The sequence below is a fragment of the Promicromonospora sp. NPDC057488 genome (assembly GCF_042802395.1).
In the GTDB taxonomy this organism is placed as follows: Bacteria; Actinomycetota; Actinomycetes; order Actinomycetales; family Cellulomonadaceae; genus Promicromonospora.
In genome coordinates, this window is sequence record NZ_JBHVEG010000109.1 from 1 (window position 1) to 20,692 (window position 20,692).

General features: G+C 72.3%; 18 protein-coding genes and 1 tRNA gene. 10 read left to right on the forward strand and 9 right to left on the reverse strand.

What is annotated here, in order from left to right:
• Positions 1 to 74 precede the first annotated feature (74 nt).
• From ACFU5G_RS20010 to ACFU5G_RS20020, 3 genes are read left to right on the forward strand one after another with little or no spacing between them, the layout of a single operon-like run.
• A complete protein-coding gene (locus ACFU5G_RS20010; protein ID WP_377248674.1) occupies positions 75 to 974 on the forward strand; it encodes an alpha/beta fold hydrolase in 900 nt (299 codons plus the stop codon).
• Positions 967 to 1,593 carry a TetR/AcrR family transcriptional regulator gene (locus ACFU5G_RS20015; RefSeq protein ID WP_377248677.1) on the forward strand — a complete coding sequence of 209 codons (627 nt, stop codon included), beginning with the start codon at positions 967 to 969 and terminating at the stop codon, positions 1,591 to 1,593. Before ACFU5G_RS20010 ends, ACFU5G_RS20015 begins: the two co-directional genes overlap by 8 nt.
• Complete coding sequence (locus ACFU5G_RS20020; RefSeq protein ID WP_377248680.1) at positions 1,590 to 2,324, forward strand: hypothetical protein; 735 nt, start codon at positions 1,590 to 1,592, stop codon at positions 2,322 to 2,324. Before ACFU5G_RS20015 ends, ACFU5G_RS20020 begins: the two co-directional genes overlap by 4 nt.
• 109 nt (positions 2,325 to 2,433) lie before the next feature.
• Here the strand turns inward: ACFU5G_RS20020 and ACFU5G_RS20025 are convergent, their stop codons facing one another.
• A complete protein-coding gene (locus ACFU5G_RS20025; RefSeq protein WP_026365982.1) occupies positions 2,434 to 3,315 on the reverse strand; it encodes a Bax inhibitor-1/YccA family protein in 882 nt (293 codons plus the stop codon).
• A gap of 177 nt (positions 3,316 to 3,492) precedes the next feature.
• Here ACFU5G_RS20025 and ACFU5G_RS20030 point away from each other — a divergent pair, with 177 nt between their 5' ends.
• The gene (locus tag ACFU5G_RS20030) at positions 3,493 to 4,446 is read left to right on the forward strand and encodes an ABC transporter ATP-binding protein (protein ID WP_377248683.1); all 954 of its coding nucleotides are present in this window, start codon (positions 3,493 to 3,495) and stop codon (positions 4,444 to 4,446) included.
• The gene (locus ACFU5G_RS20035; RefSeq protein WP_377248686.1) at positions 4,443 to 5,330 is read left to right on the forward strand and encodes an ABC transporter permease subunit; all 888 of its coding nucleotides are present in this window, start codon (positions 4,443 to 4,445) and stop codon (positions 5,328 to 5,330) included. Before ACFU5G_RS20030 ends, ACFU5G_RS20035 begins: the two co-directional genes overlap by 4 nt.
• A 128-nt stretch (positions 5,331 to 5,458) precedes the next feature.
• Here ACFU5G_RS20035 and ACFU5G_RS20040 read toward each other — a convergent pair whose 3' ends face one another.
• A complete protein-coding gene (locus ACFU5G_RS20040; RefSeq protein ID WP_377248689.1) occupies positions 5,459 to 9,364 on the reverse strand; it encodes an efflux RND transporter permease subunit in 3,906 nt (1,301 codons plus the stop codon).
• A gap of 208 nt (positions 9,365 to 9,572) precedes the next feature.
• Positions 9,573 to 10,808, reverse strand: coding sequence for an MFS transporter (locus tag ACFU5G_RS20045; protein WP_377248692.1), 1,236 nt, complete (start codon positions 10,806 to 10,808; stop codon positions 9,573 to 9,575).
• Positions 10,809 to 10,867: 59 nt separating this feature from the next.
• Between ACFU5G_RS20045 and ACFU5G_RS20050 the strand changes: the two genes are divergently transcribed.
• From ACFU5G_RS20050 to ACFU5G_RS20065, 4 genes are all read left to right on the forward strand, one after another.
• Positions 10,868 to 11,359 carry a MarR family winged helix-turn-helix transcriptional regulator gene (locus ACFU5G_RS20050; RefSeq protein WP_377248695.1) on the forward strand — a complete coding sequence of 164 codons (492 nt, stop codon included), beginning with the start codon at positions 10,868 to 10,870 and terminating at the stop codon, positions 11,357 to 11,359.
• 107 nt (positions 11,360 to 11,466) lie between these two features.
• Positions 11,467 to 11,691, forward strand: a complete 225-nt coding sequence (locus ACFU5G_RS20055; RefSeq protein WP_377248698.1) for a hypothetical protein — start codon at positions 11,467 to 11,469, stop codon at positions 11,689 to 11,691.
• Between the two features lie 30 nt (positions 11,692 to 11,721).
• Entirely contained in the window at positions 11,722 to 12,414 is a 693-nt protein-coding gene (locus ACFU5G_RS20060) for an ArsR/SmtB family transcription factor (RefSeq protein ID WP_377248701.1), read from the forward strand.
• 82 nt (positions 12,415 to 12,496) lie between these two features.
• On the forward strand, positions 12,497 to 13,099 hold the full coding sequence (locus ACFU5G_RS20065; RefSeq protein ID WP_377248704.1) for a ClpP family protease: 603 nt from the start codon (positions 12,497 to 12,499) through the stop codon (positions 13,097 to 13,099).
• An 18-nt stretch (positions 13,100 to 13,117) separates the two neighbouring features.
• Here the strand turns inward: ACFU5G_RS20065 and ACFU5G_RS20070 are convergent, their stop codons facing one another.
• Positions 13,118 to 13,603 (reverse strand): helix-turn-helix domain-containing protein, encoded by a 486-nt coding sequence (locus ACFU5G_RS20070; RefSeq protein ID WP_377248707.1) that lies wholly within the window; start codon positions 13,601 to 13,603, stop codon positions 13,118 to 13,120.
• Between the two features lie 182 nt (positions 13,604 to 13,785).
• Here ACFU5G_RS20070 and ACFU5G_RS20075 point away from each other — a divergent pair, with 182 nt between their 5' ends.
• Complete coding sequence (locus ACFU5G_RS20075) at positions 13,786 to 16,026, forward strand: ATP-binding cassette domain-containing protein (RefSeq protein ID WP_377248710.1); 2,241 nt, start codon at positions 13,786 to 13,788, stop codon at positions 16,024 to 16,026.
• A gap of 25 nt (positions 16,027 to 16,051) precedes the next feature.
• Here ACFU5G_RS20075 and ACFU5G_RS20080 read toward each other — a convergent pair.
• The 5 genes from ACFU5G_RS20080 to ACFU5G_RS20100 form a co-directional block, all read right to left on the reverse strand.
• A tRNA-Leu gene (locus ACFU5G_RS20080) sits at positions 16,052 to 16,125 on the reverse strand.
• 192 nt (positions 16,126 to 16,317) lie between these two features.
• Positions 16,318 to 17,772: an NAD(P)/FAD-dependent oxidoreductase gene (locus tag ACFU5G_RS20085; RefSeq protein ID WP_377248713.1), complete on the reverse strand. Its 1,455-nt coding sequence runs from the start codon at positions 17,770 to 17,772 to the stop codon at positions 16,318 to 16,320.
• Between the two features lie 168 nt (positions 17,773 to 17,940).
• Positions 17,941 to 18,891, reverse strand: a complete 951-nt coding sequence (locus tag ACFU5G_RS20090) for an exopolyphosphatase (protein ID WP_377248716.1) — start codon at positions 18,889 to 18,891, stop codon at positions 17,941 to 17,943.
• A gap of 105 nt (positions 18,892 to 18,996) precedes the next feature.
• Positions 18,997 to 19,497, reverse strand: coding sequence for a DUF501 domain-containing protein (locus ACFU5G_RS20095; protein WP_377248719.1), 501 nt, complete (start codon positions 19,495 to 19,497; stop codon positions 18,997 to 18,999).
• Between the two features lie 40 nt (positions 19,498 to 19,537).
• Entirely contained in the window at positions 19,538 to 20,548 is a 1,011-nt protein-coding gene (locus ACFU5G_RS20100; protein WP_377248722.1) for a septum formation initiator family protein, read from the reverse strand.
• Between the last annotated feature and the right edge of the window lie 144 nt (positions 20,549 to 20,692).

Genomic DNA, 20,692 nt, shown 5'->3' on the forward strand with positions numbered 1-20,692 from the left:
GGGCGAGGACCCCGCACTCGTCTGTTTTCCGGGAACCCTTGCGCGCTTTGGCTAATGGGCGTAGCTTTATGGCTATGACAACCAGCCAGAGCAACCAGCTCGCCTACCTGCCGCGGCCGGAGGGCAACATCGCCTACACGGACGCCGGGTCCGGACCGCTCGTCGTCGCCATGCCGGGCATGGGCGACCTGCGGTCCACCTACGACGACCTCGCCCCCGCGCTCGTCGACGCCGGCTACCGCGTGGTCGTCGCGGACCTGCGCGGCCACGGCGACTCCGACACCACGTTCCGCACGCACGGCGACGACGCCACCGGCACGGACTTCATCGCGCTCGTCGAGCACCTCGGTGCCGGGCCGGCGGTGCTGCTCGGCAACTCGATGGCGTCGTCCGCCGCTGCCTGGGCCGCCGCCGAGCGCCCGGAGCTCGTGCGCGGGCTCGTGCTGCTCAGCCCGCTCCTGCGCCAGCCAGGCTCCCCGGCCACGCAGCGGGCCATGCGGCTCGCCCTCCGCGTGCTCCTCGCCCGGCCCTGGGGCGCCGCGTTCTGGGCCTCCTACTACTCGTCGATCAGCAAGGGCCGCCGTTCCGCGCGGCACGCCGAGCAGGTCGCGGAGGTCCGGCAGAGCCTGCGCGACCCGGCGCACCTGCGGTCGTTCCGCGACCTCTCCCTGGTGCTCGACCACTCGGTCGTCGAGGCCCGGCTCTCCGAGGTCGTGGCCCCGTCGCTGGCCGTGGTCGGCGCGCTCGACCCCGACTTCACCGACCCCGCGAAGGAGCTCGCCTGGATCACGGAGACGATCGGGGCGCGTGGCGTCCTGGTCGACGAGGTGGGGCACTACCCGGCGCAGCAGGCGCCCGACGTCGTCGTGCCCGCCGTGCTCGACTTCCTCGCCGGGCTGCCGGGTTCCGCGGGCGGCCCGGGTGCCGCCGGGGGCATGGGCACGCCGGCCCGGGACGGTGGCCGGAATGCCTAGGGCGGGGCTGTCGCACGACGCCGTGGTGCGCCTGGCGCTGGAGGTCGTCGACGACGGCGGCGCACGCGGGTACGCGGACCTGACCCTGGCCAAGGTCGCCGCGAAGGCCGGTGTCGCCGCGCCGAGCCTCTACAAGCACGTGGGCTCGCTGGCCGACCTCCGCCGCGAGGTCGCCCTGATCGCGGTCCGCGAGGTCACCGCCGCGGCGACGTCGGCCACGGTGGGGCGGGCCGGGCCGGACGCCCTGCACGCCCTCGGGAGCGCGTGGCGCAGCTACGCCCACGCGCACCCGGGCCGGTACGCCGCGACCCAGATCGGCCCCGACCCCGACGACCCGGCCGACGCCGAGCCCCGCGCGGCAGCCGCCGAGAGCGTGCGCGTGGTCGGCGCGGTGCTGCAGGGCTTCGGCCTGCCCGACGACCGGCTGATCGACGCCATCCGCGCCGTGCGGGCCGGCGTGCACGGCTTCGTGACGCTCGAGCTCGGCGGCGGCTTCCGCATGCGGGAGGACGTGGACCAGAGCTTCGGCGTGCTGCTCGACATGCTCGTCGCGGGCGTCGCCACGCTCGCCATGCCTTCCGCACCACTGGACCACGACACCGCTGGGAGCCTTCGATGACCACCGCACCGAGCACTGCCGCCCCTCGTTCCACCGCCCGCTGGACCGCCGTCGCGTTCGTCGCGGCCGGGCTCGCGTTCCTCCTGTTCCCGCTGCTGCGGCCCTGGCCGGACGAGACCGTGGCGAGCACCGACCTCGCGGTCGCCTTCGCCTCCGACCGCTGGGTCGTGGCGCACCTGTGCGGCATCCTCGGCCTGGCGCTGGTCGCCCCGGCACTGCTCGGTCTGCGGACGCTGCTCGCGGGCGCCGGCGGTGCGGGGGCCGGCCGTGCGGGCGTCCGGAGCGCTACCTGGGCCCTGGTCCCCGCCTGGACCGGCGCAGGTTTCGCCGCGCTGTACTTCGGCGCCGAGATCTTCGGCATCCGCACCATCGCGGAGGCCGCGCTGCGGGACGGCGACCTCGGCCTGCTCGCCGACGTGGAGGTGCTGCGCATGCAGCCGTGGGCCATCACCCTGTTCGGCGCCGGGCTGCTGCTGCTCGCGGTGTCCGGGGTGCTCGCCGCCGTCGCCCTGTGGCGCGCCGGCGCGGGGCCGCGGTGGATCGGGCTGCCGTTCGCGCTGGGCCTCGTGCTGGTGCTCCCCCAGTTCTTCGGCCCGCCGGAGCTGCGGATCACCCACGGCTTCCTCGTCGCGGCGGGGTGCGTGCTGATCGCCGTCACCGTTGGCCGCGGGCGTGTCCACAACTCGTCCCCTGCTGTGGAAAAGACTGTGGACAACGCGGTGGCCCGCTGAGGCCGGCGGCCCGGCCCGGGCCTGCCGCAGAGACGACAGAGGCGTGAGCCCCGTCCGGGACTCACGCCTCTGTCATACCTGCACCGCCCGCGTCAGCGGGGGTACGAGGTCAGTCGCTGCTCTGGAAGATCGCGAGCAGCCGCAGGAACTCCAGGTACAGCCAGATCAGCGTCACCAGCAGGCCGAAGGCCGCGGCCCACGCCATCTTGGCCGGGGCACCCGCCTCGACACCACGCTTGATGGAGTCGAAGTCGACGATCAGCGACGCGGCAGCAAGACCGACGGCCACCAGGCCGATGATGATGCCCCACACGCCGCCCCGCATGCCCCACCCGCTGAGCACGCCGGTCCACACGAGGATCACGTTGATCAGCGAGAAGGCGGCGTAGCCGACCATCGCGATGATCAGCCAGCGCGTGAACTTGGGGGTGACGCGCACCTTGCCCGACTTGAACAGGAAGAGCGCACCGGCGAAGGTCGCGACGGTCGCGAGCACCGCCTGCAGCACGATCCCGCTGAACTGGGCCTCGTAGAACGCCGAGATGCCACCGAGGAACACACCCTGCGCGATCGTGTACAGAACGATCAGCACGGGGCTCGGGTTGCGCTTGAAGGCGTTGACCAGGCCCAGCACGAGGCCCACGATCATGCCGACGACCCACAGGCCCGGCGCCAGCGTCCACGTCGCCGCACCCACCACGACCAGGAGGGCGAGCAGCCCACCGGTCTTGATGATCACGTCGTCGTAGGTCAGGCGCTTGGTGTCAGCCGTGGTGGCCGACGGCGACTGGTACATCGCGTCGAGCTGCTGCGCGTCCATCGCCTGCTGTCCCGCGGCGCCGTACTGGCCGTACTGGCCAGGCTGCGGCGCGGTGCCGTATGCGGGAGTCTGGTTGGGGTAGGTGGCGGTGCCGCCGCGGCGTCCACCGGCTGCGCCGGTGCGACGGGGCTCACCGAAGACGTCACTTCTTGAAAAGACGGGGTTGCTCATCTGCTCCTCCTGGTCTGTCTGACCATCCTAGGGAACGCAGATGAGACCTCAGGAGTTCCCAGGTCATACCAACGAATGAAGTGGGTCCGCCCACGGGATGATCCGGGCCGGTATTTGGTGCGCCGGCCATGTCCGCTACCTACTCTCGTAGCTACGAGTCTCCTGGAAGGGCAAGTGATGATCGAGGCCAGAGGCCTGATGAAGAGGTACGGCGCCAAGACCGCCGTGAACGACGTCACGTTCACCGTCCAGCCGGGCCAGGTGACGGGCTTCCTCGGCCCGAACGGCGCCGGCAAGTCGACCACCATGCGCATGATCGTGGGCCTGGACCGGCCCACGGCGGGTTCGGTCACCGTGAACGGCAAGCCCTACACGGCCCACCGCCGTCCGCTGGCCGAGGTCGGCGCCCTGCTCGACGCGAAGGCCGTGCACACCGGCCGTACCGCGCGCAACCACCTGCTCGCCATGGCCGCGACGCACGGCATCGCCACCAAGCGGGTCGACGAGGTCATCGAGCTCACCGGCCTGCAGTCGGTCGCGAGCAAGCGCGTGGGCGGCTTCTCGCTCGGCATGGGCCAGCGCCTCGGTATCGCGGCGGCCCTGCTCGGCGACCCCCGCACCCTGATCCTGGACGAGCCCGTCAACGGGCTCGACCCCGAGGGCGTGCTCTGGGTGCGCAACATCGCGAAGTACCTGGCGTCGGAGGGCCGCACGGTCTTCCTGTCCAGCCACCTCATGAGCGAGGTCGCCCTCACGGCCGACCACGTGATCGTGATCGGCCGGGGCCGGATCCTCGCCGACTCCCCGGTCGCGGAGTTCGTGGACGGCGCCGCCCGCAAGACGGTGCGCGTCCGGTCGCCGCAGGCCACCGAGCTCGCCGACCTCCTGAAGGCCAAGAACGCCGAGGTGGACGACGTCGAGCCGGGCCTGATCGAGGTCCGCGGCACCGACGCGGTCGCCGTCGGCGAGCTCGCCGCCGCCTCGCGGATCGTGCTGCACGAGCTCACGCCCGTCGCGTCCACGCTCGAGGAGGCGTACATGTCGCTCACCGCCGACTCGGTGGAGTACCAGTCCGAGGACCTCGCCACGGTTGCCGCGGCGTCGTCCCACCTCGAGGGGAGCAAGGCATGAGCGCGACGGTCACCGCTCCGGCGAGCGGAGCGGCGTCGGGCCCGACGACGGAGCGCACCCCGGTGCACAACGTGACCTTCTGGCGCGTGCTGCACTCGGAGTGGATCAAGCTGTGGACGCTGCGCTCGACGTGGTGGACGCTCGGGGCGACCGTCGTGGTGATGGTCGGCTTCGCGCTGCTGCTGGCGTTCGTCGTGCAGCTCTTCGGCAACGAGATGGAGGGCGCGTCGCCCGAGGACCAGGCCGCGATGAGCGGCATGCTCGGCGGGCCCGCGGTCGTGGCCGCGGGCTTCGAGATGGCGGCCCTCGTGGTCGCGGTGCTCGGCGCCCTGATGATCACCGGTGAGTACTCCACCGGCATGATCCGGTCCACGTTCGCGGCGGTGCCCGCCCGCCTCCCGGCCCTGTTCGGCAAGGCCGTCGTGCTCATCCTCGTGACGGCGGTGCTCACCACCGTCTCGCTGGCGCTGAGCTGGCTGGTCACCTACCCGCTGCTGAACCCCAACGACGCCACCGTGGACTTCGGCGACAGCGACCAGGTGCGCGCGCTGGGCGGCACCGTGCTCTACGTGACGCTCGTGGCCCTGTTCGCCCTGGGGCTCGGCGCGCTGCTGCGGCACACGGCGGGTGCGATCTTCACCGTGGTCGCGATCTTCCTGGTGATCCCCACGATCTTCCAGGTCGCGACGTTCGCCGCGGCCCAGCTGGAGTGGGTCGGCGTGGTGAACAAGCTGCTGCCGAGCGTCGCGGGTGCGCAGATCACGCCGAACGCGGGTGCGTTCCCCGACGTGCTCGACCCGTGGGTGGGCATCGGCGTGCTCGCCGGCTACACGGCGCTGGTGCTGGTGGGCGCGGCGACGCGCCTGAAGCTGCAGGACGCGTAGCGGGAACCGGCCAGGCTTCCCCGGGCGCTCCGGGAAACAGGTACTCCCCGGGCCGTGTTGCTGAGAGTAGACAGTGTCTACGCAGAGCAACACGGCCCGGGGAGTTGTTCTTTCCCCTGGCTGGCCCCTCAGTCGAGCGGGTGGGGCCAGATGGGGAGCGGCTGCTGCCGCTCCGGCTCCGGTTCGGGCTCCCGACGCCGTGGGGGCAGCGCGGCCTGCGCCGCCGGCTGCTGCCGCGGCACGTAGGCCTGCTGCTGGCCGGGCTGCTGGTGACCGGGCTGCTGGTGGCCGGGCTGCTGGTGGCCGGGCTGCTGGTGGTTCTGCTGCGGGGCGTACGCGGGCTGCCGGTCGGCCAGGTTCTGCTGCGGGGCAGCCTGATGCTGCGCACGGTGCTGCGGTGCGAACTGCGGCGCGAACTGTGCCGGCTGCTGCGCACGAGGCTGCTGAGCGGCCGGCTGCTGCGAGGTCGGCTGGTAGGACATCGCCGGCTGCGCGGCCTGGGGCGCCGGTCGCTGCGGGGCCTGCTGCGGAGCGGCCTGCTGCGGCGTGTACGGCGGTGCGGGCTGCGGCATCGGCTCCCGGGGAACGTACTGCTCCTGCGGCGCACGGTGCTGGGGCGCGAACTGCGGGGCGGACGGCTCCTGCGGCACCCGCTGGTGCCGCACGAGCGGCTGCTCCGGCTGCTCCCGGGACATCCCCTGCTGCCCCGGCGCCTCGCGCTGAGCCGCGACCGGCGGCCAGCCCTGGTCCGGGGCACCGCCCGACGCGGCGCCGGCCGGCACCGCCCTCGGGCGTGCGACGGCCCGGAGGGCCCCGGTGGCCACGCTGACCAGCGCGCCCGTCAGGGGCCGCCGGACGCGTCCCGCCGCCTCGTCCGCCGCGCGGCGCCGCTCCGCCCGGCGCTCGAAGAGCGTGTAGATCACGGGCACCACGTACAGCGTCAGCAGCGTGGAGGACACCAGGCCGCCGATCACGACCAGCGCGAGCGGCTGCGAGATGAACGCGCCGCCGCCGGTCAGGCCGATGCCCATCGGGGTGAGCGCGAAGACCGTGGCCAGCGCCGTCATGACGATGGGCCGCAGCCGCTTGCGGGCGCCCTCGCGCACCGCCTCGTCGAGCGCCATGCCCCGCGCGCGGTACTGGTTGATGAGGTCGATGAGCACGATCGCGTTGGACACCACGATGCCGACCAGCAGGAGCGTGCCGATCAGGGCCGGGACGCCGAGCGGGGTGTCCGTCGCGACGAGCGCGACCAGGGCGCCGACCGCAGCGAACGGGACCGACACGAGCAGGATGAACGGCTGCGCCAGGCTCCGGAACGTCGCCACCATGACCACGAACACCAGGGCGATCGCCGCCACCAGCGCCATGCCCAGGTCGCTGAAGGCGTCGGCCTGGTCGGCGGCCGCGCCGCCCACCTCGACGGTGGCACCGGCCGGCAGGTCGACGGCCTCGATCTCGGCGTTCACCGCCTCCGTGGCCGCGCCGAGGTCGGCGCCGGCGGGCGTCACCGAGACCGTGGCCGACCGCTCGCCGTCGATCCGGCTGATCGACGTCGGCGAGCTGGCGAGCTCCACCTTCGCGACATCGATCAGCCGCACGGGGCCGGACGCCGTCGGCACGGGGATCTCGCCGATCTGGGTCATCGTCTCCGGCACGGGCCCGGCCCAGAGCGCGACGCCGACCGGCCCGTCCGCCGTCTGGAGCTCGCCCACGTCCTGCGCGCCGGTCATCGCGGCCGAAGCGATCCCGGAGACCTGTGTCTCGGTGAGCCCGTACTGCGCCGCGGCCTTGCGGTCGACGGCCACCTCGACGATCTCCTGGGCGGCGGCCAGGTCGTTGGTGACCTCCGCGGAAGCGGCCAGGCCGCTCATCGCCTCCTGGAGCTGGTTCGTCGCCTCGGCCAGCGTCTCGTCGTCCCGCGCACGGACCACGAGGTCGATCGACGAGGTGCCCACGGAGTCGCCGGCGGACACCGAGACCTCCGTCGCGGGTGCTTCGGTCAGGTCCGCGACCGCGTCGCGGATGTCGGCGGCCGCCCGCTCGCCGTCGGCGTCCTCGTCGAGCGTGATCGCGAACGACGCCTTGAGGCCGGCGCTCGCCCCGCCGAAGGCCGCCATCGACATGTCGCCGCCGCTGCCGACCGTGGCCTGCACGCTGTCCACGGCGTCGACGTCGGCGAGCGCGGCCTCGACCTGCTGGGCCGCCTCGTCCTGCCCCTTGAGCGAGGTCCCGGGCGCGTAGTGCTGCGTCACGGTCACGGTGTCCTGGCCGCTGTCCCCGAGAAAGCTGGTCTCCATGCTCGGGACGAGCGTCGCCGCGCCACCGAGGATCGCCACGGCCACGGCGATGGTGACGGCGGGCAGGCGGAGCGCCCCGTTCAGGGTGGGCACGTAGATGCGCTGCCAGACGCCGCGGCTCTCCTTGTCCTCGGCCGCCTCGCGGTCGACGGGCCCGCCGCGGCGGGCCTGGCGCGGGGGCCGGATGAACCAGTACGCGAGCACCGGCACGATCGTCAGGGCCACGACGAGCGAGGCCAGCATGGCGATCGAGACCGTCAGGGCGAACGGCCGGAACAGCTCGCCCACCATGCCGCCCACCAGCGCGATCGGCAGGAACACCGCGACGGTGCAGATCGTCGAGGCGGCGATGGCGCCGCCGACCTCGCGGACCGCGGCGAGGATCGCCGGCGCCTTCTCCTCGCCGTAGGACATGTGCCGCTTGATGTTCTCGATCACCACGATGGCGTCGTCGACCACGCGGCCGATCGAGATGGTGAGCGCGCCCAGCGTCAGGATGTTCAGCGTGTAGCCGCCGAAGTCCATCGCGATGAACGTCACCGCGAGCGACAGCGGGATGGAGATGGCGGACACGAGCGTCGACCGCATCGACATCAGGAACACCAGGATGACGAGCACCGCGAACAGCAGCCCGAGGCCGCCCTCCGTGGCCAGCCCGTGGATGGAGTCCTCGATGAACGGGGCCTGGTCGAAGACGACCGCCGTCGCGATCTTGCGCTCGTCCAGCGTGTCCGCCACGTCCGGCGCGGCCAGCGCGGCCTCGATCGCGTGCGAGACCTCGACCGTGTTGGCCTCCGGCGTCTTGGTGATGGCCAGGCCGAGCGAGGGCGAGCCGTCGAGCCGGGAGTACGACGTCGCCTCGACCGGCTTGAGCTGCACCGACGCGACCTCGCCCAGCAGCACGGGGCCGGCCTGCTCGGCCGGCAGCTCGCCGGTCGCGGCGTCCGGCGTCGTCGCCGCACCACCGGCGGCCGCACCGCTGCCGGCGCCGCCGCCCGGGAGGACGGGGAGCTGCTTGAGCTGGTCGACCATGTCGACCGGCTTGCCGAGCTGGACGGACCACGCGCGGCCGCCCGCGGTGATCTCGCCGGCCGGCATGACCACGCCGTTGTCCTGCAGCACCGTGGTCAGGTCCTCGGCCGTGAGGCCGGCCGCGGCGAGCTTGGCCTGGTCGGGCAGGATGCGCACCTCGGTCTCGCTCTGCCCGGTCACCGCGACGGAGCGGACGCCGTCGACCTCCTCCAGCGCCGGGACCACGACGTCCTCGACCGTGCCCGCGAGGGCGTTGGGGCTCTTGTCGCCGGACACCGCCATCTGGACCACGGGCACGTCGTCGACGGAACCGGTCGTGACCTGCGGCTCGACGCCCTCCGGGAGGGCCTGCTGCGCACCTGCCACGGCGGTCTGGAGCCGCTGGGTGGCGGCCTCCATGTCGGTGCCGTAGTCGAGCTCCACCGTGGTCAGCGAGATACCGGTCGACGCCGTCGAGCGCACCGACGCGACCCCGTCGACGGAGGCGATGGCCTCCTCGATCACGTCGGTGACCTGCTCCTCCACGACCGCGGGCGACGAGCCCGGGTACTGCGCGGCCACGATGCCCGTGGGGAGCTGGAGCGACGGGATGAGCTCCTGCTTCAGGGAGGTCATGCTCAGCACGCCGAACACCGCGATCGCGATGGTCACCAGTGCTACGACGGCTCGGTTCGCGAGGGACAGCCGGGCGAGACGGAACACGAGGACTCCACGGTGCGGCGGGGTTCGGGCGTACGGCGCGACACCGCCGTCGTCGCCAGCAGGGACCAACGGGGTGAAATCAGACCGAAGTCACAGAGTAGGGCAGCGCGCCGGACCCCCCGCAAGCCGACGGAGGCATTGACAGGACCGCCGAAACCGTTCCGCGCGGCATGCCCTGGCCCGTCCGCACGCGGGCCAGGGCACGGGGTCACAGCTCGGACATGGCCTCCTCGGGCGTGCCCTCGACGGTCCTGGCGGCGCGGTTCCAGCGCTGCCAGAGCACGCGCTCCCCGATCGGCCGGGCCATGAGGTGCGCCGTCACGAGGAACACGATCACGCCGACGAGCAGCACGCCCGACGCGACCCAGAAGGGCGAGTCCGGGCCGACGGCCTCGGCGAGCAGGCCGGCCACCACCGGGGCGGGGGCCGCGAAGCCCCAGCGCACCAGGTTGAACGCCCCGGTCGTGACCCGGCGGTCCGGGTCGCCGAGCGCGAGCGACAGGTCGGTGAGGTTGGCGTTGGCGATACCCATGAACACACCGGCCACGATGGTCACGGCGATGGACCCCGCGGTGCCGACGCCGATCGCGAGCAGGGCCACGCACACCAGCACGCCCGTGACGGCGACACCCAGCGTCTGCACGAACCCGATGCGGTGCGCCAGCCGGTGGCCCACCCCGAGGATGCCGACGGCCACGCCGATGCCCCAGGCGGTGAACACCAGGCCCAGCGGCACGACGTCGAGCCCGAGGAAGACGGGCACGTAGCCGAGCACCACGAAGAAGACGAAGTTGTAGGCGGCCGTCACGATCGCGAGCGACAGGAAGCCCGGCTTCCGGAACAGACCGAAGACCTGCCCCAGCTTGAGCGGAGCGGGCTTCTCGGCCGGGTCCTTGAGCCGGGTGGCGGAGACGATCAGCGCGACGACCATGAGCAGGCCGCACACGAAGAACGGCACCCGCCAGCTGATGTGCCCCAGCAGCCCGCCGATCAGCGGCCCGACGGCGAAGCCGAGCCCCACGCAGGTCTCGAACAGCCCGACCACCCACTCGCGGTCCTTGGCGAGCGCGACGAGCAGCACCATGGCGGTGGCGAAGAACATCGCGTTGCCCAGGCCCCAGACGCCGCGCAGCACCGCGAGCTGGACGATGTTGCCGCTCAGCGCCGCCAGGACCGCCGCGATGGCGACGAGCGTGACGCCGGTCGCCAGGATCTTCTTGTACCCGAACTTCCCGGTCGCCATCACCGCGGGGATCATGCCGATGGCCATGACCGCGATGTACGCGGTGAACAGCAGCTCGATCTCCCAGGTGGTGGCACCGATCTCGGCGCCGATCACGGGAAGGATCGGGTCGACGACGGCGATGCCCGCGATCGCGAAGAACGCGGTGAGCGCCGTGGCGTAGATGGCTGTCTTGTTCGGTTCGTTGCGCGCGCTGGCCACGCGGCCTCCTCAGGATCATTTATCTGTACCACACAGGTATATGCCTGTAGGCTACACCTATGTCGAGGGAGACGGAAGAGAACACCGACGGGGAGCACCCCGACGAGGCCCCGCTGTCGCGCGTGGAGCTCCAGCTCGCGCTGCTGCTGCGCCGGGCGGAGCGCACCGGCGCCATCCGGGCGGGCCACACCCCCGCCCTTGAACGGTCGGGCTACCTGCTGCTGCAGGTGCTCAGCACCGAGGGCCCGCTGGGCATCAACGCGCTCGCCGCGCGCCAGGGCCTGGACGCCTCGACCGTGACCCGGCAGGTGGTCAGCCTGGAGAAGGCCGGGTTCGCCCGGCGCAGCCGGGACCCGCTCGACGGGCGGGCCGTCCGGGTGGAGGCGACGCCGGCCGGCACCGCCCAGCTCGAGCGCGAACGCACGCGGCGCAGCGCGATGTACGACCAGATCCTCACCGGCTGGTCGCCTTTCGAGCGAGCCCTGCTCGCCGAGCTGCTGGAACGCCTGAACCATGACCTGGACGCCTTCCGGCGCGACCCGGAGGAGTGAGCTCGCACTTCCAAAGAACTAGTTGCAAAGAAATCCTTGCAAAGGTGTGTTGGCATGCGTAGGGTTGGGCACACGAGCTAGCCCACCCCGAGCCAGGAGATGCACCGATGAGCGCCTTCGCACCCACCGCCGTCCCCCAGGTCCACGCCTTCCTCGCGCCGCGCACCGTCGCGACCGCCGCCGGCCGGCAGCCGGTGGCGCAGGCTCGCGAGCGGGAGGCCCGGCGCAGCGAAGCCCTGCGCCGCGAGGCCGAGCGCGCCGACCGGCAGCGCGCCCAGGCCGAGCGCGTCCGCGACAACGCGGCGGCACGCCACCCGCTCGCGCTGCGCTGAACCCGCCGGGCACTGGGTAACGTCCTGCCTATGGCAACAGCGCGCGAGGACTCAGCGGCACACGAGGCGGACCAGGACGCACCGGCGGCCGACCCGGCAGCCGCGCAGCCGTCGGCCGCACAGGCGACCGCTGGGCCCCCGGCGGAGCTGGGACCCGCGGCGCTCCGCGCCCTCGCGCACCCCCTGCGCATCCGCATCCTCGACCTGCTCCCCAGCCACGGGCCGCTCACGGCCAGCAAGCTCGGCGAGATCCTCGGCGAGTCCAGCGGCTCGACGAGCTACCACCTGCGCCAGCTCGCCAAGCACGGTCTGGTGCGCGAGGTCGAGGGCCGGGGCACGGCGCGGGAGCGCTGGTGGGAGCGCACGCCCGGCGGGTTCAGCATCTCGACCCTCGGCAAGGACTCCCCCGCCAGCCGGCAGACCGCCGAAGCGGTCAACATCGAGTTCCTGCGCCTGCGCCACGAGCGCGTGATGGCCTTCGTCCGCGCCGGCCAGGGCGCGGACGAGGAGACCCTGAGGAAGTGGGACGGGACCACCACGTTCTTCTCCTCCAACAAGTGGGCCACCCCGGAGCAGATGCGGGCGATCGTCGAGGCCTGGGGCCGCTTCGCGACCGAGCACATCGACCCGCTCAGCTCTCAGGAGGACGCCCCTGGGATGATCCCGTTCGAGGTCCACTTCGACGCCTTCCCGACGATCGACCCACAGGGCAACCCGCTCTGATCCGTGGCTCCTCTGCCGTCAGCAGATCTGCGGCGGGCAGAGACGGCTGTCCGGAAGGCCACCGCCCGGCGATCGTGGAGTCATGACCGAGACCACCCTGACCCAGGCCTTCGACGACCACCTCGCCTCGCGGCTGCTGCACCAGCGGATCGTGCTGATCGGCGGCGAGATCGACGACGCCGTCGCCAACCGTGTGACCTCGCAGCTCCTGCTGCTCGCCGCGGAGGACGCGGCCGCCGACATCAGCCTCTACCTCAACTCCCCCGGCGGCTCCACCAGCGCCGGGCTCGCCGTCCACGACACGATGAAGCTGGTGCCGAACGCGGTGTCGACCGTCGCAGCCGGCTTCGCGGGCGGCACGGCGCAGTTCCTGCTCGCCGCGGGCGCGCCCGGCAAGCGGTACGCGCTGCCGCACGCGCGGATCATGATGCACCAGTCCGCCGGCGGGGCGGGCGGTACGACGACGGACGTGGTGGTCCAGGCCGAGAACATCCGGCACGTCAACGACGTGGTGACGCGGCTGCAGGCCGAGCACACGGGACAGCCGGTGGAGGCCGTCGCCGCGGACTCCGAGCGCGACCGCTGGTTCACCGCCGAGCAGGCACTGGCCTACGGGATGATCGACAGGGTCGTGGACCACGTCGACGACGTCCGGCCGGGCGGGAAGCGGCGCGCCGGGCTCTGAGGCGGCCCCGGCCCGGGGTCAGGCCGCCAGCAGCACAGCCTCGCCCCGCCGTCCGGCGGCTGAGGTACTGGCGGGCCCCGCCTGCAGGGGGTGCCGTGCGGAGGAGAAGCCGGCCGATCGGCGCGCCGCGGACGACAGGACGCGGACCCGGCGGCCCTCCTCCTGCTCGGCGAGGGCGATGGCGAGATCGGCCCACGCACGTTCGACGAGGTCGACCAGCCGGAGGCCGAGCGCCTCGCACACCGCGGCGAGCACCTCGGAGGAGGCCTCCTTGCGTCCCCGCTCCACCTCGGACAGGTAGGCGGTCGAGACCCGGGCGTCCGTGGCGACGTCGGCCAGGGTGCGGCGCTGCTCGCGCCGCGCCTGCCGGAGGATGCCGCCGACGAGGTCGCGCAGCAGCGGTTCGCGGGTGTGCTCGAGGGTGCCGGACCGGGCACCCGGGGCGCCCTCGTTCGTGGTGCCGAGCCCGGCAGGGCTCGCTGTACCTATCGAGATCATCGCCATGTGCCCACTCCCGCCGTTGGTACCCGTCACCGTACCCAACCCCACCGACATCCCGGGTCGTTCCGGCATCTGCTGCTGGCGTAACGGGCGGCCCGGGCGAGGGCGGTGCGGGCCGGGTCGGAAATGGCCGGGTGCGTGTCAGTGGCTCCTGGCACCATGGGACCACCGACCAGGAGAGGACAGTGGTGTTCGGATCTATCGAGGTGCGCGGAGCCCGCGAGAACAACCTGCAGGACGTCTCTGTCGACATCCCGAAACGCAAGCTCACGGTGTTCACCGGGGTCTCCGGCTCGGGCAAGAGCTCGCTGGTGTTCGGCACGGTCGCCGCCGAGTCCCGGCGGCTGATCGACGAGACGTACTCGGCGTTCCTCCAGGGCTTCATGCCCTCGCGCCCGCGTCCTGACGTCGACACCCTGTCGAACCTGTCGGCCGCCATCGTCGTGGACCAGGAGCCGATGGGCGCGAACGCGCGCTCGACCGTCGGCACGGCCACCGACGCCTACACGATGCTGCGCGTCATCTGGTCGCGGCTCGGCACGCCGCACATCGGCGGGTCGAACCTCTTCTCCTTCAACGACCCGCAGGGTATGTGCGGCAACTGCGAGGGGCTGGGCCGCGTCTCCGCGATCGACACCGAGGCGCTGGTGGACCGCAGCAAGTCCCTCAAGGAGGGGGCCATCACCTTCCCCAACTTCGGGGTGGGCACCTGGTACTGGAAGGTCTACGCCGACTCCGGCTTCTTCGACGTCGACAAGCCGCTCAAGGACTACACCGACGCCGAGTGGCACGACCTGATGCACGGCGACGAGCGCAAGATCGTCTCGGGCGGCATCAACGTCACGTACGAGTCGCTGGTCCCGAAGATCACCCGGCTCTTCCTGGTCAAGGACGTCGAGTCGATGAAGGGCGCGATGCGGGCGGCCGTCGACCGGCTGGCCACGTTCACCTCCTGCCCCGAGTGCGGCGGCACCCGGCTCAACGATCGCGCCAGGTCGTCGCTGGTCAAGGGCAAGCACATCGGCGAGGCCGCGGCGATGCAGCTCACCGACCTGGCCGAGCTGGTGCGCGACCTGGCCGACCCGCACGTCCAGCCGATCCTCGACGGGCTCAACGACCTGCTCGCCACGTTCGAGCAGATCGGGCTCGGGTACCTGTCGCTCGACCGCGAGTCGTCGTCGCTGTCGGGCGGCGAGGCGCAGCGCACCAAGATGGTGCGGCACATGGGGTCGGCTCTGACGGACCTGACCTACGTGTTCGACGAGCCGACCATCGGGCTGCACCCGCACGACGTGCGGCAGATGAACATCCTGCTCCAGCGGCTGCGCGACAAGGGCAACACGGTGCTCGTCGTGGAGCACAAGCCCGAGGTCATGGCGGCGGCGGACCACCTGATCGACATGGGCCCGGGCGCCGGCACCCACGGCGGCACCGTGGTCTACCAGGGCGACGTCGCGGGCCTGCGCACGTCCGGGACCGCGACCGGCAAGCACCTGGACCAGGCGGTGACGGTCAAGGCAGCGCCCCGCACGTCTACGGGGACCCTGCGGATCGAGCACGCGAACCTGCACAACCTCCAGGACGTCACGGTCGAGGTGCCGCTCGGCGTGCTGGTCGCGGTGACGGGCGTGGCCGGGTCGGGCAAGAGCTCGCTCATCCACGGCTGCCTGCCGCGCGACGGCGTCACGTTCGTCGACCAGTCCGCGATCCGCGGGTCACGGCGGTCCAACCCGGCCACCTACACCGGGATCCTGGAGCCCATCCGCAAGCAGTACGCCCGCGCCAACGGGGTCAAGCCCGCGCTGTTCAGCGCCAACTCGGCGGGCGCGTGCCCGGAGTGCAAGGGCGTGGGCCTCATCTACACCGACCTCGCGTTCATGGCGGGCGTCGCCAGCGTGTGCGAGGCGTGCGAGGGCAAGCGGTTCACCGACGAGGTGCTCGGCTACACCCTGCGCGGCAAGAACATCGCCGACGCGCTCGCCATGTCCGTCGAGGAGGCGCTGGGGTTCTTCACGGAGAAGACGGTGCAGCCCATGCTGTCCCGGCTCTCCGACGTCGGGCTGGGCTACATCTCGCTCGGCCAGCACCTCAACACCCTGTCCGGCGGGGAGCGCCAGCGCCTCAAGCTGGCCATCGAGATGGGCGGCGACACCCCGACGTTCGTGCTCGACGAGCCCACGGCGGGCCTGCACATGCAGGACGTCGACAACCTGGCCGGCCTGCTGGACCGCCTCGTCGACTCCGGCCGGTCGGTGATCGTCGTGGAGCACAACCTGTCGGTCGTCGCGCGGGCCGACTGGGTGATCGACATGGGTCCGGGCGGCGGGCACGACGGCGGCCGCGTCGTCTTCGAGGGCACACCGGCCGACCTGGCGCGGCACGAGGCGTCACTGACGGGCCGTCACCTCGCCGAGCTCCTCGGCTGAGCAGACGGGCGACCCGGCCTGACCGTGCCCCCACCCGGGTTCGAACCGGGACTGTGCCGGGTTTAAGCCGGCTGCCTCTGCCAGTTGGGCTATGGGGGCGCACCCAGAGACTACCGAGCCCCGACGTCCAGGTAGAGCTGTGGCGAAGTAGAACTCTGGCGAGATAGAACCGCAGCGAAGTAGAGCCGCGGCGAGATAGAACTCTGGCGCGATGCTCAGGTTCTGTCTCGCTGCGGCTCTACTTCGCTGCAGTTCTACTTCGCTGCAGTTCTACTTCGGCGGCGGGGAGGGTCAGGCCTTGGAGCCCGACTCGGCGCGCTCGGCGGACGACTCCGCCTTCTGCTCGACCTTCTCGCCCACCGGCTTGGGCGGCACGGAGGCGTTGCGGAACTCCTGGCGCGGGTCGTGCAGCGAGCCGAGCGAGACCAGCTCGCGGCCCATCAGGAACTGGCCGATCCAGCCGACCAGGATGCGAGCCTTGCGGTTACCGGTCGGCATCGCCATGACGTGGTAGCCGCGGTGGGCCACCCAGGCCGGGAACCCGCGCAGCTTGACGAAGCCGAACAGCTCGGCGACACCCTTGTAGAGACCCAGCGAGGCGACCACACCGACGTTCTTGTGGTTGTACTCGACGGCGGGCCGCTCCTTGTAGAGCGCCACGATGTTGTCGGCCAGGCGCACGGCCTCGCGGATCGCGTGCTGCGCGTTCGGCGGGCAGAACTTGCCGGGGTTGAGCACGTCCGGCACGGCGGCGCAGTCGCCCGCGGCCCAGGCGCCCTCGACGATCTCGCCGTCCTCCGTGGCCACCTGCAGGGTGGGGAGCACGATGACGCGGCCCAGCTTGTCGAACGGGAGGTCGGACGACTCCTTGATGACCGGGTTCGCCTTGACGCCCGCGGTCCACACGATGGTCTCGGTGTCGAACTCGACACCGGTCGACGTGACGACGTGCCCGTCCACGCAGGACGAGAGGAACGTGTTGAGGTGGAACTCGATGCCGCGCTTCTTCAGCTCGGCCAGGGCGTACTCGCCCATCGGCTCCGTGACCTCGGGCAGGATGCGGCCGGCGCCCTCGATCATGACGAACCGCAGGTCGGACGCCTCGATCGTGTTGTACTGCCGCGTCGCGTAGCGCGCCATGTCCTCGATCTCGGCGAGCGCCTCGATGCCGGCGAACCCGCCGCCCACGAAGGTGAACGTGAGCATGCGCTTGCGCAGGTCGGCGTCCCACGTGGAGGACGCGACGTCCATGCGGTTGATGACGTGGTTGCGGACCGCGATGGCCTCCTCCACGTTCTTGAAGCCGATCGCGGACTCCGCCAGGCCCGGGATGGGCAGCGTGCGCGAGACCGAGCCGAGGCCGACGACCAGCTGGTCGTAGGTGACCTCGTACTCGTCGCCCTCCTCCGGCTGGATCTTCACGGCCTTGCGGCCGTGCTCGATCGTCGTGACCTTGCCCTGCAGCACGTCGATGCCCTTGAGGGCCTTGCGGTGCGGCGCGACGACGTCGCGGGCGTCGATGGAGCCCGCACCCGCCTCGGGCAGGAAGGGCGCGTACGTCATGTACGGGCGCGGGTCGACGACGACGATGGCCGCTTCGCGCTTCTTCAGCTTCTTTCGCAGACGGCGCGCCACGTACAGGCCGACGGACCCGCCGCCGAGCACGACGATGCGCGGCACCTTCCGCGGGCGCGGCGTCGCCGGGTCGGAAGCATGGCTGACCGAGGTCAGGTCGTTCTGAGGCATGATTCCCAGGGTACCGCGCCACAAGCGTGTTTCTTCACATGGCAAAGAGCGGCGGGAGCGTGACGCCCACCACGCCGCTTCGCTGCGTATCGTGCCCGGTCAACGGACCACCTGGGACTGGAGTTCCCGAGCAACGGAAATCCGCGGGCAAGGAATCTCGGGAGAGCGTCAGCCCATCGACAGCGCGATCCCGTCCAGGATGTCGTGCTCGCTGGTCACCACGTGGGTCAGCGAACCGCCTGCGGCCCGCACGTCGGCCACGACGCGCTGGATCACCTCGGACCACACGAGCGCCCCGGCGGCGATCACGTCGACCCGCCCCGGGTGCAGGAAGCCCATCGCCGTGCGCTCGGCCCGCGGCGCCGCGAGCAGCGCGGCGCAGGAGGCGAGCACGGTCTCCACGGGCAGCCGGGCCCCGTGCACGCGTTCGCGCTGGTACTCGGTCAGGCCAAGGGCGTGTGCGGTCACGGTCGTGATCGAGCCCGCCAGCCCCACCAGCGTGGTGGTGCTCCCCAGCGGCACCACACGGGCGGCGTCGTCCAGGTGGGCCCGGACGTCCGCGCGGGCCGCCTCGATCTCGGCGGCCGACGGCGGGTCGGTGTGCAGGTGCCGCTCCGTCATCCGCACCGAGCCGACGTCCATCGAGATACTCGCGTCCACCGCGTCCGTGCCGAGGACCAGCTCGGTGGAACCGCCGCCGAGGTCGACCACGAGGTAGGGACCGGCGTGCGCCCCGGCGACGCCGCTGGTGGCGCCGCGGAACGAGAGCTCGGCCTCCTCGTGCCCGCTGATCACCTCGACGTCGACGCCGAGCGCGTCCCGGACGCCGTCGAAGAAGGCGTCGCGGTTGCGCGCGTCCCGGGTGGCGGACGTCGCGACGAACCGCACGCGCTGTGCGCCGGCGGCCTCGATGAGCGTCGCGTACTGCCGGGTCGCCGCGAGGGTGCGCTCCAGCGCCTCGGGCGCGAGCTCACCGGTGCGGTCGACGCCCTGGCCGAGCCGCACCACCTCCATGCGGCGGTCGAGCTCCGTGAGGTTTCCGGCGGCGTCGACGTCCGCGACCAGCAGGCGGATCGAGTTGGTGCCGCAGTCGACCGCGGCCACGCGAGAGGAAGTCACGCGAGGATTCTCCCAGGCGCTCCGGCCGCGCGACGTCGGACGTGCCGGTTCGCGAGAAACCTCACGCCCGCGGTTTCCCGAAGCGCGGGGCTCAGGACGCGAGGCTCAGCAGGTGCAGCGGTCCGGGCGCCAGGTGTCCCTGGCCAGGGCGAGCGCCTCGTCACCCAGCGGGTTCACGCCCGGGCCGGCGGCGAGCGCGTGCGCGAACAGGACGTGCAGGCACTTGACGCGCGTCGGCATGCCGCCCGCGGAGATGCCGTCGATCTCGTCGACGTGCCCGATCGCCTCGCGCTGCGCCAGGTAGTGCTGGTGCGCGGCGCGGTAGGCCGCGGCAAGCTCCTCGTCGGTCTCCAGCCGGGCCGTCATCTCCTTCATGACGCCGTTGGCCTCCAGCGTCGAGGCGGCGGCCACCGCACCGGGGTGCGTCAGGTAGAAGACGGTCGGGAACGGGGTGCCGTCGGGCAGGCGGGGCGCGGTGCGCGCCACCGTCGGACGGCCGCACACGCAGCGCGCCGCGATCCCCACGACGCCGCGCGGCTCGCGGCCGAGCTGCTCGGCCAGGACGCGGAGGTCGTCGTCGGACACGGTGTCAGTCGCGGTGTTCACCGCCCCATTGTCTCCCAGCCGGCGGGTGGCGCCGAGCCGCCTACTCGCCGTCCGCGATCCGCACGGAGTCCCACACGTTCGTGTACCAGGGCACGTCGTCCTCGGACGCGCCCGGGGACGGCTCCACGACGCCGGGCCGCGGCGCCTCCTGCTCGACCGAGTCGGTGTCGAGCGGGCGCCACACCTTGTCCCCCGGCATGACGAACCGCAGGCGCGACCGGGCCTGCTCGATGACGTACGAGCGGTCGTCCCAGCGGGCGAGCTCCGTCTCGAGCTCGGCCTTCTGCTCCTGCTGCTGGCTCAGCTCGGAACGCAGGTCGCGCAGCTCTGCCTGCTGCGTCACCACGGCGCGCACGGTCGGCAGCAGCAGCACCACGGCGAGGAGCACCACGACGGACAGCACCATGGCGCGGACGGTGAGCACCTCGGGCACCACGAGCCCGTAGCTGCCGCGCCTGCGGTCGGCGCGCGCCGGCCGGGTGGGCGGCGCGACGCTGCCCGTGGCCGTGCTCCGGCGGCGCGGCTGCGCCGGTCGCTTCGCCCCGCTGCCCGACGTCGGCCGCGTACCCCGGGGCGCGGCGTTCGCCGTGCGGGCGGCCGGCCGACCGGCGGCGGCCCGGCTCGAGGCCGAGCGGGGTGCGGCCGTCCGGTGGCTCGCCGACGTCGACGGCGCGGCGGGCTTGCGTGCGGTCGGCGCGGCCGTCGTCGAGCGCGGAGCCGTCGGCTTCGCGGCGGTGCGCCCCGCCGTCGTCCCAGTCCTCCGGCCCGCGGCGGCGTCCTTGGCCGCCTTCGAGCCCTTCGCGCCCTTCGCGTCCTTCGCCGAGGAACCCTTCGTGCTCTTGGCCGCGGCCCCCTTCGCCGCCGACCCCTTCGCCGCCGGCCCCTTCGCTGCCGACCCGGGAGCCTTCTTGGCTCCCGCGCGGCCCTTCGCCGGCGTCGTCCCCTTGCCGCCCTTGGCGCCGGACGCGCCCGTGCGCGGGGTCGACGAGGGGCGCGCACCCGAGCCGCGCGCCGAACCCGAGGGCCGCGCCGGGCGACGTGAGGAAGGCATGGGTCGATTGTGCCGATTCGCCAGGCCTTTGTACCGGCATTACCTTCGGCGCGCCGTGTGTCGATCCCGTGGAACACAAAAGCTGTCAGACCCGCGCCGACGTGTCAGACGTACAGGTCACCGGAGTGACCTGTACGTCTGACA

Coding starts and splice junctions, on each gene's coding strand:
- ACFU5G_RS20030 (WP_377248683.1), top strand. CDS start 3,493: ATGATCGAGGCCAGAGGCCTGATGAAGAGGTACGGCGCCAAGACCGCC.
- ACFU5G_RS20055 (WP_377248698.1), top strand. CDS start 11,467: ATGAGCGCCTTCGCACCCACCGCCGTCCCCCAGGTCCACGCCTTCCTC.
- ACFU5G_RS20010 (WP_377248674.1), top strand. CDS start 75: ATGACAACCAGCCAGAGCAACCAGCTCGCCTACCTGCCGCGGCCGGAG.
- ACFU5G_RS20070 (WP_377248707.1), bottom strand. CDS start 13,603: ATGGCGATGATCTCGATAGGTACAGCGAGCCCTGCCGGGCTCGGCACC.
- ACFU5G_RS20065 (WP_377248704.1), top strand. CDS start 12,497: ATGACCGAGACCACCCTGACCCAGGCCTTCGACGACCACCTCGCCTCG.
- ACFU5G_RS20020 (WP_377248680.1), top strand. CDS start 1,590: ATGACCACCGCACCGAGCACTGCCGCCCCTCGTTCCACCGCCCGCTGG.
- ACFU5G_RS20025 (WP_026365982.1), bottom strand. CDS start 3,315: ATGAGCAACCCCGTCTTTTCAAGAAGTGACGTCTTCGGTGAGCCCCGT.
- ACFU5G_RS20015 (WP_377248677.1), top strand. CDS start 967: ATGCCTAGGGCGGGGCTGTCGCACGACGCCGTGGTGCGCCTGGCGCTG.
- ACFU5G_RS20085 (WP_377248713.1), bottom strand. CDS start 17,772: ATGCCTCAGAACGACCTGACCTCGGTCAGCCATGCTTCCGACCCGGCG.
- ACFU5G_RS20100 (WP_377248722.1), bottom strand. CDS start 20,548: ATGCCTTCCTCACGTCGCCCGGCGCGGCCCTCGGGTTCGGCGCGCGGC.
- ACFU5G_RS20050 (WP_377248695.1), top strand. CDS start 10,868: ATGTCGAGGGAGACGGAAGAGAACACCGACGGGGAGCACCCCGACGAG.
- ACFU5G_RS20060 (WP_377248701.1), top strand. CDS start 11,722: ATGGCAACAGCGCGCGAGGACTCAGCGGCACACGAGGCGGACCAGGAC.
- ACFU5G_RS20035 (WP_377248686.1), top strand. CDS start 4,443: ATGAGCGCGACGGTCACCGCTCCGGCGAGCGGAGCGGCGTCGGGCCCG.